The sequence below is a fragment of the Streptomyces capitiformicae genome (assembly GCF_002214185.1).
In the GTDB taxonomy this organism is placed as follows: domain Bacteria; phylum Actinomycetota; class Actinomycetes; order Streptomycetales; family Streptomycetaceae; genus Streptomyces; species Streptomyces capitiformicae.
Genome location: NZ_CP022161.1, coordinates 774,342 through 789,466, shown reverse-complemented (window position 1 = coordinate 789,466; position 15,125 = coordinate 774,342). Strand labels below are relative to the sequence as shown.

15 protein-coding genes and 2 pseudogenes are annotated in these 15,125 nt (G+C 69.8%); 16 read left to right on the top strand and 1 reads right to left on the bottom strand.

Translation table 11 applies throughout. From position 1 onward, the window contains the following. Nucleotides 1-103: 103 nt before the first annotated feature. The 13 genes and pseudogenes from CES90_RS49245 to metF form a co-directional block, all read left to right on the top strand. Nucleotides 104-202: pseudogene (locus CES90_RS49245) on the top strand (hypothetical protein); the annotation flags it as partial. A 65-nt stretch (nucleotides 203-267) separates the two neighbouring features. After that, nucleotides 268-465 carry a hypothetical protein gene (locus CES90_RS49240; protein ID WP_229913821.1) on the top strand — a complete coding sequence of 66 codons (198 nt, stop codon included), beginning with the start codon at nucleotides 268-270 and terminating at the stop codon, nucleotides 463-465. Nucleotides 466-678: 213 nt separating this feature from the next. Then, nucleotides 679-1,008 carry a TcmI family type II polyketide cyclase gene (locus CES90_RS03430; protein WP_189783100.1) on the top strand — a complete coding sequence of 110 codons (330 nt, stop codon included), beginning with the start codon at nucleotides 679-681 and terminating at the stop codon, nucleotides 1,006-1,008. Next, nucleotides 1,005-2,276 (top strand): beta-ketoacyl-[acyl-carrier-protein] synthase family protein, encoded by a 1,272-nt coding sequence (locus CES90_RS03425; RefSeq protein WP_189783101.1) that lies wholly within the window; start codon nucleotides 1,005-1,007, stop codon nucleotides 2,274-2,276. Before CES90_RS03430 ends, CES90_RS03425 begins: the two co-directional genes overlap by 4 nt. Beyond that, nucleotides 2,273-3,487 carry a ketosynthase chain-length factor gene (locus CES90_RS03420; protein ID WP_189783102.1) on the top strand — a complete coding sequence of 405 codons (1,215 nt, stop codon included), beginning with the start codon at nucleotides 2,273-2,275 and terminating at the stop codon, nucleotides 3,485-3,487. The genes CES90_RS03425 and CES90_RS03420 overlap by 4 nt, the downstream gene beginning before the upstream one ends. 101 nt (nucleotides 3,488-3,588) lie before the next feature. Further along, entirely contained in the window at nucleotides 3,589-3,855 is a 267-nt protein-coding gene (locus CES90_RS03415; RefSeq protein WP_189783103.1) for an acyl carrier protein, read from the top strand. 110 nt (nucleotides 3,856-3,965) lie between these two features. Continuing rightward, on the top strand, nucleotides 3,966-4,751 hold the full coding sequence (fabG, locus tag CES90_RS03410) for a 3-oxoacyl-ACP reductase FabG (protein WP_189783104.1): 786 nt from the start codon (nucleotides 3,966-3,968) through the stop codon (nucleotides 4,749-4,751). Between the two features lie 22 nt (nucleotides 4,752-4,773). Next, nucleotides 4,774-5,709 carry an aromatase/cyclase gene (locus tag CES90_RS03405; protein WP_189783105.1) on the top strand — a complete coding sequence of 312 codons (936 nt, stop codon included), beginning with the start codon at nucleotides 4,774-4,776 and terminating at the stop codon, nucleotides 5,707-5,709. A gap of 53 nt (nucleotides 5,710-5,762) precedes the next feature. Continuing rightward, nucleotides 5,763-6,110 carry an acyl carrier protein gene (locus CES90_RS03400; RefSeq protein WP_189783106.1) on the top strand — a complete coding sequence of 116 codons (348 nt, stop codon included), beginning with the start codon at nucleotides 5,763-5,765 and terminating at the stop codon, nucleotides 6,108-6,110. Continuing rightward, nucleotides 6,107-6,679 (top strand): annotated as a pseudogene (locus tag CES90_RS49235) (4'-phosphopantetheinyl transferase family protein); the annotation flags it as partial. The gene CES90_RS03400 and the pseudogene CES90_RS49235, both read left to right, overlap by 4 nt. 318 nt (nucleotides 6,680-6,997) lie before the next feature. Further along, complete coding sequence (locus CES90_RS49230) at nucleotides 6,998-8,584, top strand: acyl-CoA carboxylase subunit beta (RefSeq protein WP_229913820.1); 1,587 nt, start codon at nucleotides 6,998-7,000, stop codon at nucleotides 8,582-8,584. Nucleotides 8,585-8,602: 18 nt separating this feature from the next. After that, nucleotides 8,603-8,818 (top strand): acyl-CoA carboxylase epsilon subunit, encoded by a 216-nt coding sequence (locus CES90_RS03390; RefSeq protein ID WP_189783108.1) that lies wholly within the window; start codon nucleotides 8,603-8,605, stop codon nucleotides 8,816-8,818. Further along, the gene (gene metF, locus CES90_RS03385) at nucleotides 8,815-9,687 is read left to right on the top strand and encodes a methylenetetrahydrofolate reductase [NAD(P)H] (RefSeq protein ID WP_189783109.1); all 873 of its coding nucleotides are present in this window, start codon (nucleotides 8,815-8,817) and stop codon (nucleotides 9,685-9,687) included. Before CES90_RS03390 ends, metF begins: the two co-directional genes overlap by 4 nt. 42 nt (nucleotides 9,688-9,729) lie before the next feature. Here metF and CES90_RS03380 read toward each other — a convergent pair whose 3' ends face one another. Continuing rightward, on the bottom strand, nucleotides 9,730-10,173 hold the full coding sequence (locus tag CES90_RS03380; RefSeq protein ID WP_189783110.1) for a MarR family winged helix-turn-helix transcriptional regulator: 444 nt from the start codon (nucleotides 10,171-10,173) through the stop codon (nucleotides 9,730-9,732). Between the two features lie 180 nt (nucleotides 10,174-10,353). Here CES90_RS03380 and CES90_RS03375 point away from each other — a divergent pair, with 180 nt between their 5' ends. The 3 genes from CES90_RS03375 to CES90_RS03365 all read left to right on the top strand — a co-directional run bounded on the left by CES90_RS03375 (nucleotide 10,354) and on the right by CES90_RS03365 (nucleotide 15,094). Then, complete coding sequence (locus CES90_RS03375) at nucleotides 10,354-11,439, top strand: NAD(P)/FAD-dependent oxidoreductase (RefSeq protein ID WP_189783111.1); 1,086 nt, start codon at nucleotides 10,354-10,356, stop codon at nucleotides 11,437-11,439. 206 nt (nucleotides 11,440-11,645) lie between these two features. Further along, nucleotides 11,646-13,142 carry an FAD-dependent monooxygenase gene (locus CES90_RS03370; RefSeq protein WP_189783112.1) on the top strand — a complete coding sequence of 499 codons (1,497 nt, stop codon included), beginning with the start codon at nucleotides 11,646-11,648 and terminating at the stop codon, nucleotides 13,140-13,142. Continuing rightward, nucleotides 13,139-15,094 carry an SDR family oxidoreductase gene (locus CES90_RS03365; protein WP_189783113.1) on the top strand — a complete coding sequence of 652 codons (1,956 nt, stop codon included), beginning with the start codon at nucleotides 13,139-13,141 and terminating at the stop codon, nucleotides 15,092-15,094. The genes CES90_RS03370 and CES90_RS03365 overlap by 4 nt, the downstream gene beginning before the upstream one ends. Nucleotides 15,095-15,125: the final 31 nt, after the last annotated feature.

The window sequence follows — 15,125 nt, the reverse complement described above, 5'->3', positions numbered from 1 at the left end:
CTGCTGTCGTATCCCCTCCGATCCCGCCCGTCCTTGACCAGCCTGATGCCGCGGAACATGAACTGCCTGGGGCTGCTGCCCCGATTCGCGCAACCCCTGCGGTGTGCGCCACGGCCTGGTGTATGTGCTGGCGCTGGCCGCCTGCGCCGTGCTGACCGGCGCGACCTCGCTCCTGGCCATCAGCGAGTGGGTTGCCGATGCGCTCGACCGGGCGGTCGGCGCCTGGCTGGCCGATCGCCGCACTCGGCCCGGCCCGAAGACCCGGCGGTGGACGGCAAGGGCCTGCGCGGCGGCGCCGGAGCCGACGGCCGCAGGATCCACTCGCTGCCGTACTCGACCACACCAGCCGCCTGGTCCTCGATGGCCATCGGCGCCCTGCGCCTCGCCGGCACCCATGACGTCGCCGTCGCCCGGGCCAACTCCCACGACCCGAAACGCCCGCTAGCCCTACTCGGCCTCACATGATCACGAACCGGACATCTCGCGACTCCGCCGAAGAGACGCTGCTCGGCGGCACCTTGGACCGACTGTTCTCTGTCATTCTTCTGCAGAATTCTGACGGGCCCTGACAATGTTCTGACATTGGGGCTGTTGAAACCGCCACCCGGTGGCCCGGATACTTATTTTCAAAACCGATTGCCATCTATTCCGTGATGGGGCCGTGAGGAGAAGAAACGTATGCACAGCACGCTGATCGTGGCTCGGTTGGATCCTGGATCGAGCGTCGATGTCGCCAGGATCTTCGCCGATTTCGACAAGACGGAGATGCCCCATCGCATGGGCACCCGCCGACGCCAGCTCTTCGAATACCGAGGCCTCTATTTCCATTTGCAGGACTTCGACTCGGACAACGGCAGCCAACTGATCGAGGAGGCGAAGACCGACCCGCGATTCATCCGCATCAGCGAAGACCTGAAGCCGTACATCGAGGCCTACGACCCGGCGACGTGGCGCTCCCCGGCCGACGCGATGGCCCGGCGCTTCTACACCTGGGAGGCATCCGAGTGACCGCCCGACGCGTCGTCATCACCGGCATCGAGGTGCTGGCCCCGGGCGGCGTCGGGGTGAAGGACTTCTGGAGCCTGCTGAGCGACGGCCGTACCGCGACCCGCGGCATCACCTTCTTCGACCCCACCCCCTTCCGTTCCCGGGTCGCCGCGGAGATCGACTTCGATCCCGAATTCCACGGCCTGACTCCGCAGGAGATCCGGCGTATGGACCGCGCCGCGCAGTTCGCGGTGATCGCGGCCCGTGGCGCCGTCGCCGACAGCGGCATCAGCCTGGACACGTACGATCCCTACCGCGTGGGAGTCACCATCGGCAGCGCTGTGGGCGCCACCATGGGGCTGGACGAGGAGTACAACGTCGTCAGCGACAGCGGCCGGCTCCATCTGGTCGACCACGAGTACGCGGTACCGCACCTGTACGGCTACCTGGTCCCCAGCTCCTTCGCGGCCGAGGTCGCGTGGACGGTCGGCGCGCAGGGACCCTCAACCGTGGTCTCCACGGGGTGCACCTCCGGGATCGACTCCGTCGGGTACGCCGTCGAGTTGATCCGCGAGGGTTCCGCCGACGTCATGGTCGCCGGTTCCTCGGACGCTCCGATCTCGCCGATCACCATGGCGTGCTTCGACGCGATCAAGGCGACGACACCCCGGCACGACGAACCCGAACACTCCTCCCGGCCTTTCGACAGGACACGCAACGGTTTCGTGCTTGGCGAGGGCTCCGCTGTCTTCGTCTTGGAGGAGCTGCACAGCGCCAGGAAGCGGGGTGCGCACATCTACGCCGAGATCGTCGGCTACGCGACGCGCTCCAACGCGTACCACATGACCGGTCTGCGGCCGGACGGCGCGGAGATGGCCGAGGCCATCCGGGTGGCCCTCAACGAGGCGCGGATGAACCCCACTGAGATCGACTACGTCAACGCCCATGGCTCGGGCACCAAACAGAACGACCGCCACGAGACCGCGGCGTTCAAGCGAAGCCTGGGCGACCACGCGTACCGGACGCCGGTCAGCTCCATCAAGTCGATGGTCGGCCACTCGCTCGGTGCCATCGGCTCCATCGAGATCGCGGCGTCCGCGCTCGCCATGGAGTACAACGTCGTACCGCCCACGGCGAACCTGCACACCCCAGACCCGGAGTGCGACCTGGACTACGTCCCGTTGGCCGCCCGTGAGCAGCTCGTCGACGCGGTCCTGACCGTGGGCAGCGGCTTCGGCGGATTCCAGAGCGCCATGGTGCTGGCGCGGCCCGAGAGGAGTGGCGTATGACCGCGTCGGTGGTCGTGACCGGCCTGGGAGTCGCCGCTCCCAACGGACTGGGCACAGAGGACTTCTGGGCCGCGACCCTCACGGGCAAGAACGGAATCGGCCGCATCACCCGTTTCGACCCGTCGTCCTACCCGGCGAAACTGGCCGGCGAGGTGCCCGGCTTCGTCGCCGAGGACCTGCTGCCCAGCCGGCTGCTTCCCCAGACCGACCGGATGACCAGGATCGCGCTGGTCGCCACCGACTGGGCGCTGGCCGACGCGGGCGTGAACCCGGAAGAACTCGCCGAGTTCGACATGGGCGTGGTCACGGCCAGTTCGTCGGGCGGATTCGAGTTCGGCCAGGGCGAACTGGAGAAGCTGTGGAGCCGGGGCGGCCAGTACGTCAGTGCCTACCAGTCCTTCGCCTGGTTCTACGCCGTCAACAGTGGACAGATCTCGATCCGCAACGGGATGAAGGGCCCGAGCGGTGTCGTCGTCAGCGACCAGGCCGGCGGTCTGGACGCGGTGGCTCAGGCCCGACGTCAGATCCGCAAGGGCACCGACCTCATCGTCTCCGGCTCCATCGACGCCTCGATCTGCCCCTGGGGCTGGGTCGCCCAGCTGGCGAGCGACCGGTTGAGCACCAGCGAGGAGCCCTCGAGCGCGTTCCTGCCCTTCGACGCCGATGCCTCCGGGCACGTACCGGGTGAGGGCGGCGCCATCCTGATCCTGGAGTCCGGCGACTCGGCTCGGGCGCGCGGCGCTCGTGTCTACGGTGAGGTGTCCGGGTACGGCGCAACATTCGACCCCGGTCCCGGGAGCGGACGTGAGCCCGGGCTGCGCAAGGCCGTCGAACTGGCGCTGGCCGACGCGAACGTCGAGCCCGGCGATGTCGACGCGGTGTTCGCGGACGCGGCGGCCATACCCGAGCTGGACCGTGTGGAGGCCGAGGCCATCACCGCCGTCTTCGGACCCCACGGAGTTCCGGTCACGGCCCCGAAGACGATGACCGGACGCCTGTACTCGGGCGCCGGCCCTCTCGACCTCGCGGCCGCGCTGCTGTCGATCAAGGACGGCCGGATCCCCCCGACGGTCAACGTGGAACTCGCCGCCGGGTACCCCCTCGACCTGGTCGGCCCGCGGCCCCGCAGTGCCGCGGTGCGTACCGCGCTCGTCCTCGCCCGCGGGCACGGCGGCTTCAACTCCGCCGTCGTCGTCCGCGCCGCCGGCTGACCACATCCGACCGGGCGTCCCGCGCAGACGTTCCTCCGGTGCGCGGGGCGCTGTCCGTCCCGAAAAACGCGTCGCGCAGACGCAGAAAGAGAGACCCTTCCATGACCACCCGGGAATTCACCGCCGACAACCTGCGGCGCATCCTGCTCGAGGGCGCTGGCGCGGACGAGGGCGTGGACCTCGACGGCGACATCCTCGACGTGCGGTTCGAGGCACTGGGCTACGAGTCGCTGGCGCTGCTGGAGACCGGCAGCCGCATCGAGCGCGAGTACGGCATCACCCTCGACGAGGACGCTCTCGCCGTCGCGAACACGCCGCGTGCGCTCATCGCCACCGTCAACTCGCAGCTGCGTATGGCCACCGCCTGACCGGACCCGCCGCGGGAGCGGGCCAGGACCTCGGCCGCCTCGCACGCACCCCACTCGCACCGACGCAGCCCCACCGCACAGTGCCACCACCGACCAGTGGAGAAGGAACCATGTCGCAGCAGGACAAACGTGTCGCTCTGATCACGGGCGCGACCAGCGGAATCGGTCTCGCGGTCGCCCGGCTCCTGGCCGACCGGGGCCACCGGGTGTTCATCGGCGCGCGCAACGCCGAGAACGTCGCCAACACCGTGAAGCAGCTGCGGGAGGAGGGGTACGAGGTCGCCGGCACCACCGTGGACGTCCGGTCCAACGACGACGTCAAGACGTTCGTGCACGCGGCCGTCGAAGCGTTCGGCACCATCGACGTCCTGGTCAACAACGCGGGCAGGTCCGGCGGTGGCGTCACCTCCGAGATCGCCGACGAGCTGTGGCACGACGTCATCGACACCAACCTCAACAGCGTCTTCCGACTGACTCGCGAAGTGCTCACCACCGGTGGCATGCGGGAGAAAGAGCGCGGACGCGTCATCAACATCGCCTCCACCGCGGGCAAGCAGGGCGTGGTGCTCGGTGCCCCGTACTCCGCCTCCAAGCACGGCGTGGTCGGCTTCACCAAGGCGCTCGGCAACGAACTCGCCCCCACCGGCATTACCGTCAACGCCGTCTGCCCCGGTTACGTCGAGACCGCCATGGCCCAGCGGGTCAGGCAGGGCTACGCGGCCGCCTACGACACTACCGAGGAGGCAATCCTCGACAAGTTCCAGGCCAAGATCCCCCTCGGCCGTTACTCCACCCCCGAGGAGGTCGCAAGCCTGGTCGGCTACCTCGCCTCCGACTCCGCCGCCTCCATCACCGCGCAGGCCATGAACGTCTGCGGCGGCCTGGGCAACTTCTGAACCCCCGACAGGAGGACCGACGATGACCGTGCGTGAAGTAGAGCACGAGATCACGATCGCGGCGCCGGCCGCCGCCGTCTACCGGCTGATCGCCGAGGTGGAGAACTGGCCTCGTATCTTCCCGCCCACCATCTACGTCGACCACGTCGAGCGCCACGCGAACGAGGAACGCATCCGTATCTGGGCCACCGCCAACGAGACGGCCAAGAACTGGATCTCGCACCGCACACTGAACCCCGAAGGCCTGCGGATCACCTTCCGCCAGGAGGTGCCAGCACCGCCGGTCGCCGCCATGGGCGGCACCTGGGTCATCGAGCCGCTGTCCGGCACACGGGCCCGGGTCCGGCTGCTGCACGACTACCGGGCGATCGACGACGACCCGGACGGCCTGGCCTGGATCGACGAGGCCGTCGACCGCAACTCGCGCTCGGAACTGGCCGCGCTCAAGACCAATGTGGAGGCCGCGCACGCCGCCGAGGGAGTCACCTTCTCCTTCGAGGACAGCGTGCAGATCGACGGCGCGGTGAAGGACGTGTACGACTTCGTCAACGAAGCCGGGCTCTGGGAGGAACGCCTGCCGCATGTGGCCCGCGTGCGCCTGGAGGAGCTGTCACCGGGGCTGCAGATCCTCGAGATGGACACCGGGGCCAAGGACGGCTCCACGCATACCACCAAGTCGTACCGGGTGTGTCTGCCGGTCCAGAAGATCGCGTACAAGCAGGTCACGCTTCCGGCGCTGATGACCCTGCACACCGGTTACTGGACCTTCCGGGAACACGAGGGCGGCGTCACCGCCTCCTCCCAGCACACCGTCGTCCTCAACACCGCCAACATCGCCCGCGTCCTGGGCGAGAGCGCCACGGTCGAGGACGCCCGCGACTACGTCCGGACCGCGCTCAGCACCAACAGCCGCGCCACGCTCGGCCATGCCAAGAGCTACGCGGAGAGCAGGCGCTGATTCCGGTCGAAGGAACGAAGGAACTCCGTACTCCGATGGGAGGAAGCCTCTCCATGTCCCCGCCGTACGCTTCGAGCCGTTGGTTCCAGCGGCTGCCGGGCCTGCTGTCGGCCGTGGGCCCCGACGCACGTGCCAGGATCATCGAGCAGCACATCTGCCGCGCACTGGGAGAGTTCCTGAGAGTGCCGCCGGGTCACCGGCTCAGCGCGGAGGAGCCCCTGGGCCACCAGGGAGTGGACTTGGTCACCGCGCTGTTCCTCAAGCGCGGGCTGGAGCAGGCGCTGGGCGTCACCGCCCACCCCGCCGACCTCCTGCGCGGCGAATCCGTGCGGGCACTGGCCGAGAACCTCGCGACGAGGATCCCGCACATGCGGTCCCCGGCGGCGGACGACGCAGCATGAGGGACGGCCCCGTTCCCGCAGAGGGGATTGCCCCGCTGACGCCCGTTCCCGGGGAGGCGCACATCTGGGTGGTGCGCGCTCCCTGGCCCGGACAGGAGCCGCCGCCGGCGGTGGTGGGGGAGCTCGACCAGCGGGAACGGGAGCGAGCCGCCTCGTTCGTGCGCTCCGGGGACCGGATGCTGTACCTCGCGGCACATCTCGCGCTGCGCCGCGTCCTGGCCCTCTGTCTGGGCGTCGCGCCGGCCGAGGTGCGCTTCGGGCGTGCTCCCTGCCCGCGCTGCTCGGCGCCGCACGGCCGGCCGGTGGTACGGGACGCGTCGGCCCCGCCGCACTTCTCCCTGTCCCACAGCCGGGGCGTGGCCCTGGTCGCGGTGGCGGCGGTGCCGGTCGGCGTCGACGTCCAGGGCGTTCCGTCTCCGGAGGCCGTCGAGTTGTGCGTACCGCATCTGCACCCGGCGGAGCAGCAGGACCTGGCCGAACTGCCGCCGGGTGACCGCCCGTTCGGCTTCGCGCGGCTGTGGACACGCAAGGAGGCCTACCTCAAGGGCCTGGGCAGCGGACTGGGCCGGGGCCTTGCAGCCGACTATCTCGGCGACCGCGATGACGATCCCGGCCGGCCCGCCGGATGGCTCGTGCACGACCTGCCGGGCGACGCCGGTCATGCCGCCGCGGTCGCCCTGCGCACCCAGGACGACCACCGCGGCACGCTCCGCGTGGTGCCGGTCGGCTGTCTGTACGCGGAGGATGCCACGGCCCTCGTCGCGGGGGCCGAGCCGGTCGGCGCCCTGACGCTGAGCGCTCGACGGACGAGAGACACACGGACACGTCACTTGCCGGTACGTCACAAACCGGCAAGTGACGCGCGGACGAGAGGAACGGACAACGTCATGCCAGGTGCGGCCCCGTCGTCGGAAAGCTCCGGGCCGGAGATTCTCCACCGGTTGGCAGAGCTGACCGCGCTGAAGGAGCAAATCCGGGGCGGACCGGATCCCAAGGCCACCGAGCGCCAGCACGCCAAGGGAAAGCTGACTGCCCGGGAACGCGTCGAACTCCTCCTCGACAAGGGAAGCTTCACCGAGGTCGAGGCACTGCGCCGACACCGGGCGACCGGGTTCGGCCTGGAGACCAAACGCCCCCACACCGACGGTGTGATCACCGGCTGGGGCACGGTGGAGGGCCGGACGGTCTTCGTCTACGCCCACGACTTCCGCATCTTCGGCGGCGCGCTGGGCGAGGCCCACGCCACGAAGATCCACAAGATCATGGACATGGCCATCGCGGCCGGCGCGCCCCTGGTGTCTCTGAACGACGGCGCGGGCGCCCGTATCCAAGAAGGCGTCTCGGCCCTGGCCGGTTACGGCGGCATCTTCCAGCGCAACACGAAGGCCTCCGGGGTCATCCCGCAGCTCTCCGTGATGCTGGGCCCGTGCGCGGGCGGCGCGGCGTACAGCCCTGCCCTGACGGACTTCGTGTTCATGGTCCGCGACACCTCGCAGATGTTCATCACCGGCCCGGACGTGGTCAAGGCGGTCACGGGCGAGGAGATCACCCAGAACGGCCTGGGCGGCGCCGACACGCATGGCGGGCTCTCCGGCGTCGCGCACTTCGTCCACGACGACGAGGAGACCTGCCTTGCCGAAGTCCGCTACCTGCTGTCGCTGCTTCCGTCCAACAACCGCGAACTCCCTCCGGCGGTGCGCGGGAACGACGCCGTCGATCTCCGCGGCGACGCGCTGCTCGACCTGGTCCCGGCCGACGGCAACCGTTCGTACGACATGCGGTCGGTGATCACGGAGCTCGTGGACGACGGCGACTTCATGGAGGTCCACGCGGCGTGGGCGACCAACCTGGTGTGCGCGCTGGCCCGGCTGGACGGGCAGGTCGTCGGCATCGTCGCCAACCAGCCGGCGTCCATGGCCGGCGTGCTGGACATCAGGGCCAGTGAAAAGGGCGCGCGGTTCGTGCAGTTCTGCGACTCCTTCAACATCCCGCTGGTCACGCTCGTCGACGTGCCCGGCTTCCTGCCCGGAGTGGACCAGGAACACGAGGGGATCATCCGCCGCGGCGCGAAGCTGCTGTACGCGTACTGCAACGCGACCGTGCCCCGGGTCTCGGTGGTACTGCGCAAGGCGTACGGGGGCGCGTACATCGTCATGGACTCGCGCTCCATCGGCGCGGACGTCGCCTTGGCCTGGCCGACGAACGAGATCGCGGTGATGGGTGCCGAAGGGGCGGCGGGTGTGGTCTTCCGCCGGGAGATCGCGGCGTCCGAGGATCCCGAGGCCATGCGCGCGCAGAAGATCGAGGAGTACCAGACGGAACTGGTCCACCCCTATTACGCGGCGGAGCGAGGGCTCGTCGACGACGTCATAGACCCGCGCGACACCCGCGCGGTGCTGATCCGCTCCCTGGCGATGCTGTGCGCCAAGGACGCAGGTCTGCCGCACCGCAAGCACGGAAACCCACCCCAGTGAGCAAGGACAGGAGCGCGCATGAGTGACCCGCACACGAGGTACGTCCGGGTGGAGAAGGGCAACCCGAGCGAGGAGGAACTGGCCGCGCTCACCGCGGTCCTGCTCGCCCGCGCGGCCGCGCTCGCCGACGCACCCGCCACCGCGCCGGTGCCGCTCCGGTCCGTCGCCCGGTGGCGGCGACTGGAACGCGCCCCCGGTTTCGCCGGGCCACGGACCTGGCGCCGTGCCGCATGACCCGGCCCTCGTTCTCCTTCGAGATCTTCCCGCCGAAGACGGCCGTCGGTGAACGCCTCCTGTGGAACACCGTCCGCCGGATCGAAGCGCTGGCCCCGTCCTTCGTGTCCGTGACGTACGGCGCGGGCGGCTCCTCCCAAGACCGTACGGTCGAGGTGACCAGGCGTCTGGCGGCCGAGACGACGCTGCGCCCCGTAGCCCATCTCACCGCTGTCGGGCACTCCGTCGCCGAGCTGCGGCAGGTCATCGGCCAGTACGCGGATGCGGGCGTACGGGATGTGCTCGCCCTGCGCGGGGATCCGCCCGGAGACCCGAACGCACCGTGGGTGGCACACCCCCGAGGGCTGACGTACGCGCACGAGCTGGTTTCCCTGCTGCGGAGCTCAGGTGACCTCAGCATCGGGGTCGCGGCCTTCCCCGAGACGCATCCGCGCTCCCCCGACCGGGACACGGACATCCGGCACTTCGTCGCCAAGTGCCGGGCGGGCGCGGACTACGCGATCACCCAGATGTTCTTCCACGTCGAGGATTATCTGCGGCTGCGCGACCGGGTGGCGGCCGCCGGCTGCCACATCCCGATCATCCCCGAGATCATGCCCGCGACGGATGTCCGCCAGATCAGCCGTTTCGCCGAGCTGAGCGGCGCGGCCTTCCCGGACCGGCTGGCCCACCGCCTCGAAGGGGCCCGTGGCAACCCGGCGGAAGGGCATCGCATCGGGGTCGAGTACGCCACCGCGATGGCGGAGCGGCTTCTCGCCGAGGGTGCCCCGGGCCTGCACTACATCACGCTCAACCGCTCGTCGGCGGCGCTCGAGATCCACCGGAACATCCAGGGCCCGGGGGCCGTGAGAGTGCCGGCCGGGAGCTGAGGTCCGGGCACGGACCCGCCCGCCGTCGCAGGCCCGGTCCGGTCACTCGGTCGCTGCGGACTCCGCGGTCCTGATCCGGTCGACGACGCCGACCAGACGCGCCTGGTCGTCCGGTGAGACGTGCCTGATCAGGCGATCCAGCCGGGCCGTCACATCGCTGTGGGTCCGGAGCGCCAGCCGGGCGCCCTCATCCGTCAGCTCGACCCAGTAGGCACGGCGGTCCTTCGCGTCCCGGGTACGGGTGATCAGGCCGCGCCGCTCCGCACGGTCCACCAGGCCGCTCAGGCTCGACTTCTCCAGGTGCAGCAGCTTGCCCAGTTCGTTCATGCGGACCCTGTCCCGGACGATCACGGTGCAGAGCAGCTCGGCCTGCTGCTGCGTGAGGCCATGGCCGCGTCCGACGTCGGCGAACAGGTGCAGGACTAGGTGGGACAGAGCGACCAGCGCCGGAGCCAGAGCCTCCGGGCGCCCCTCAACGACATCCACCGCATCCTCCAGTCCGCAGTCCACCGAAGTGTGCCTCTCCGGTGCCCCGGCTTGTCAATCGCGCCCGGCCAAAGGTGACGACTGGTCAGATGCCAAGCGTAGGCGGGCTTCTCTGCTTCCCAGTAAATATAGTACGTGATACTGACTATTCATAATGCGAACTAAATCCGGGAGGGTGCAATGACTGCGACCGTGGCCGTGATCGGCGGCGGATACGGGGGAGCCACCGTGGCGAAAGCCCTGGACGACGTCGCCGACGTCATCCTGATCGAGCCGCGTGACGCGTTCGTCCACAATGTGGCCGCACTGCGTGGCGTCACGGACCAGAGCTGGACCGACAAGCTCTTCATCCCCTACGGCAAACTCCTGACCCATGGCACGGTTCGCCGGGACCGGGCGGCCGAGGTCGCGGCGAGCACGGTCAGGCTCGCCTCCGGCGACACGGTGGAGGCCGACTACATCGTCCTGGCCACCGGCTCGAACGCTCCCTACCCGGCGAACCTCGACACCCTCGACAGTTGGGCCGGGACGAAGAAGCTCAACGCCACGCGGGCAGAGCTGGAACGCGCCTCGCGTGTCCTGCTGCTCGGCGCCGGACCAGTGGGCCTCGAGTTCGCCGGGGAGATCAAGGCCGCCTGGCCGGACAAGGCCGTCACGGTCGTCGAACCGCAGTCCAGGCTGCTCGCCAACGGCGCGTTCCCGGAGCAGTTCCACGCCGAACTGCGCGCCCAGCTCGACCAGTTGGGCATCGAGCTGCTGCTCGGGACCTCGTTGCGCGAACTGCCGTCCTCCGCATCGGGCGTGGCCGGCAAGTTCACCGTCACCACGGACTCCGGCACCGACCTCACCGCCGACGTGTGGTTCGCCTGCCACGGAGTCACCGCCAACAGCGACATCCTGGGCGAGGGCCTGAGTGGTGCCCTGCGGGTCGACCGGCGGATCGCCGTCACCCCGGAACTGCGGGTCCAAGGACAGGAGACCGTCTTCGCCGTCGGCGACATCACCGCCGTCCCTGAACTGAAGATGGCACGGCTGGCGCAGAAGCACGCCGAAGTCGTCGCCGCCAACATCAGGACGCTGGTCGAGGGCGGCAGCGAACTCACCGCCTACGAGACGGAGGGCGCCGATTCCATCGTCCTGCCGCTCGGGCCCCGGGGTGGCGTCAGCTACGTCCCGGACCTGGGCGTCCTCGGCGCGGCCGGGACGGCGGACATCAAGGGAACCTTCTTCCTCGACTCCTACCGCGAGCTGTTCAACCAGAAGTGACCGCGCCCAACGGGAAACAGCGCCCGGCCGTCCTCCGGTGCCACCGGGGACGGCCGGCGCCCTCATGATTTTTCATTCGCCTGACATTTCTTGTGAATGCTCTGGAGTTGAGCCCTTGAATCGGGTCTGGAATCTCGTGAAAGATATTGGCCGAGGGTGCTTCCGTAATTCTCTTGTTTTCGCTGCGGGTACGTCGGGAGAGGTGCATGGATACTTCGGTGGTCATTGTCGGGGCGGGGCCCGCAGGGCTCATGCTCGCCGGGGAACTACGCCTCGCGGGAATTGACGTGGTTGTTCTGGAACGCCATTCACAGCGCACCGGAGAATCCCGTGGAATAGGTCTGGCCACCCGCACCATGGAGATATTCGACCAGCGCGGACTGCTGTGCCGCCTCGGTGACTACCAGACGAGCGACATGGGCCACTTCGGCGGTCTGCCCCTTGATGTCGGCGTGCTCGGTGCCGCGCACCAGGCAGCCCGCACGGTGCCCCAGTCGGTCACCGAGGAAGCCCTGGAGGCCTGGGCGACCGAACTCGGCGCCGACATCCGTCGCGGTCACACATTCCGGTCCCTGCGGGACACCGGGAAGTCGGTCACAGTACGGGTGGATGGCGAGACCGGCGAGGAGGAGATCGAGGCCCGCTATCTCGTCGGCTGCGACGGCGGCCGCAGCACTGTCCGCAAGGCGGCCGGATTCGACTTCCCCGGCACCGCCGCGACGACCGAGATGCTGCTGGCCGACATCCGCGGCGTCGACCTGGAACCCCGCATGACCGGCCAGCAGACCGGCGGTGGCTTCGTGATGGTCGCCAAGCTCGCCGGAGGAGTGCACCGCGTCATCGTCGGAGAACGGGGCATCCCCCCGCATCGGCGCACGTCCCCGCCCGCCTTCGCGGAGGTCGCCGACCTGTGGAAGCGGCTCACGGGAATCGACATCTCGCACGCCGAACCGGTCTGGGTCAGCGCGTTCGGCGACGCCACACGGCAGGTGACGGAGTACCGCCGCGGCCGGGTCCTGCTCGCCGGCGACGCCGCACACGTGCATCTGCCCGCGGGCGGCCAGGGCATGAACACCAGCGTCCAGGACTCCTACAACCTCGGCTGGAAACTCGCCGCCGTCGTGAAGGGCACCGCTCCCGCGTCACTGCTCGACACCTACCACTCCGAACGCCACGAGGTAGGCCACCGGATGCTGGCCAACACCCGGGCGCAGAGCCTGCTCGTCCTCGGCGGCACCGAGGTGCAGCCGCTGCGCGACGTGCTGTCCGAGCTGATCGAGTATCCCGAGGTGGCACGGCACCTGGCCGCCAAGGTCAGCGGCCTGGACATCCGCTACGACGTCGGCACCGGAACCCATCCCGTGCTCGGCCGGCGCATGCCCCACCTGCCCCTGGTCGTCAACGCCCGCACCACCAGCACCACGGAACTCCTGCGGCCCGGCCGAGGCGTACTGCTCGATCTCGCCGACAACGCCGTACTGCGCCGCCGTACCCAGGGCTGGCGCGCCCGCGTCGACACCGTGACCGCCACCCACGGTGCCCTGCCCGACGACAGCCCGCTGGCCGGAACCAGTGCCGTGCTGCTGCGCCCCGACGGTCACGTCGCCTGGGCCGCACCCGGCAGCCATCACGGGGTGGGCACGGCACTGCACCGCTGGTTCGGTCCTCCGAGCGCCGGGCATCCCCGGGGAGCACGCCCGTGACCCGGCGTGCCGCGGCCACCGACGTCATCGTCGTGGGCGCTGGTCCTGTCGGGTTGCTGCTCGCCGCCGAACTGCACGCGAACGGCGCGCGCGCCCTCGTCCTGGAGGAACTGCCCGAGCCGACCGGCGAATCGCGGGCATCCGTGCTGCACACCCGAACCATGGAGATCTTCGCGGAGCGAGGCATCCTCGACCGGCTCGGCACCCTTCCCCCCCTCGGCCCCGGCCACTTCGGCGGCCTCCGCTTCGACCTCGCGGCCGCCGACCCGGACCACCCGTACGCGGGGCAGTGGGAATGTCTGCAGAGCCGTCTCGAGGTCGTGCTCCAGCAGCACGCGGCCGACCTGGGCGCCGAGATCCGCCGAGGCCACACGGTGACCGGACTGACCGAGTCCGCGGACGGCGTACGGGTGCGTGTCCTCGGGCCGGACGAGGCGCCGTACGACCTCACCGCCGCCAACGTGGTGGGCTGCGACGGCGAGCACAGCACCGTGCGGGAACTCGCTGGCTTTGAGTTCGCGGGACGTGACGCCGACAAGGAGATGCTGCGCGCCGACATCGCGGGCATCACCATCGACGACCGGCGCCTCAAGCGCTATCCGGGCGGTGTCGCCACCGCCTACCGCAGGCCCGACGGCACCACCCGCCTGATGATCCACCAGTACGGTGCCCCGCCGGTCAGCAAGCTGGACTTCGCCCACGTCGTCGAGGCCTGGGACGCCGTCACCGGTGAGGACATCGGCCACGGCGAGCCGCTGTGGCTCAACCGGTTCGGCAACGCCTCCCGGCAGGTCACGCAGTACCGCCGCGGCAGGGTCCTGCTCGCCGGCGACGCCGCACACACCCAGATGCCCGTCGGCGGGCAGGCCCTCAACCTCGGGCTCCAGGACGCGGCCGGCCTCGGCTGGAAACTCGCCCGCCAGGTCACCGGCAGGGCCCGGCCGGGCCTCCTCGACAGCTACCACGACGAGCGGCACCCCGTCGGCGCCCGCACCCTGACCAACATCCAGGCGCAGGCCCAGTTGCTGTTCGGCGCCCAGGAGGTCACCGAACTGCGGGATGTCTTCGGCGAACTGCTTCAGGCCGACGCCGTCCAGCGCCACCTCGCCCGCGTGATCAGCGGCCTCGATGTCCACGAGCAGCCGCGCCCGCCCACCCGCCACACCCCGACACCCGGAAGGTCACCTGTGGACAGGCTCACCGACAAGACCGCCCTCGTCACCGGCTCCAGCCGCGGGATCGGCAGGGCGACAGCCGTCAACCTCGCCCGCGAGGGCGCCCTGGTCGCCGTGCACTACACGGCCAACGAGGAGGCGGCACAGGAGACCGTCGCCCTCATCGAGAAGGAGGGCGGCGCCGCCTTCGCGGTCCGCGCCGAACTGGGCGTCCCCGGCGACGTGCATGAGCTGTTTCTCGGCCTGGAACAGGGCCTGAAGGAGCGCATCGGCGAGAGCCGGCTCGACATCCTCGTCAACAACGCGGGCGTCACCACGACCGGCCAGTCCTTCGAGGAGCTCACCCCCGAGGACTTCGACCGCTACATGGCGGTGAACGCCAGGGCTCCGTACTTCATCGTGCAGCGCGCCCTGCAGCTCTTGCCGGACGGCGGCCGCATCGTCAACATCTCCTCCGGCCTCACCCGCACAGCCAACCCCGACCAGCTCGCCTACGCGATGACCAAGGGAGCCGTGGAGCAGCTCACCCTGCACCTGGCCCGCCACCTCGCGCCCCGCGGGATCACCGTCAACACCGTGGCCCCGGGAATCACCAACAACGGAGGCGCGGTCTTCGACATCCCCGAGGCGGTCGAGGCGATGGCCCAGCTGTCCGCCTTCAAACGGGTCGGCGAGGCAGACGACGTGGCCGACGTGGTGACCTTCCTCGCGACCCACGAGGCCCGCTGGATCACCGGTGCCTTCGTCGACGCCACCGGCGGCACGCTGCTCGGCTGATGCCGGCCACGGCCCGGCCCTCCCGGCTGGG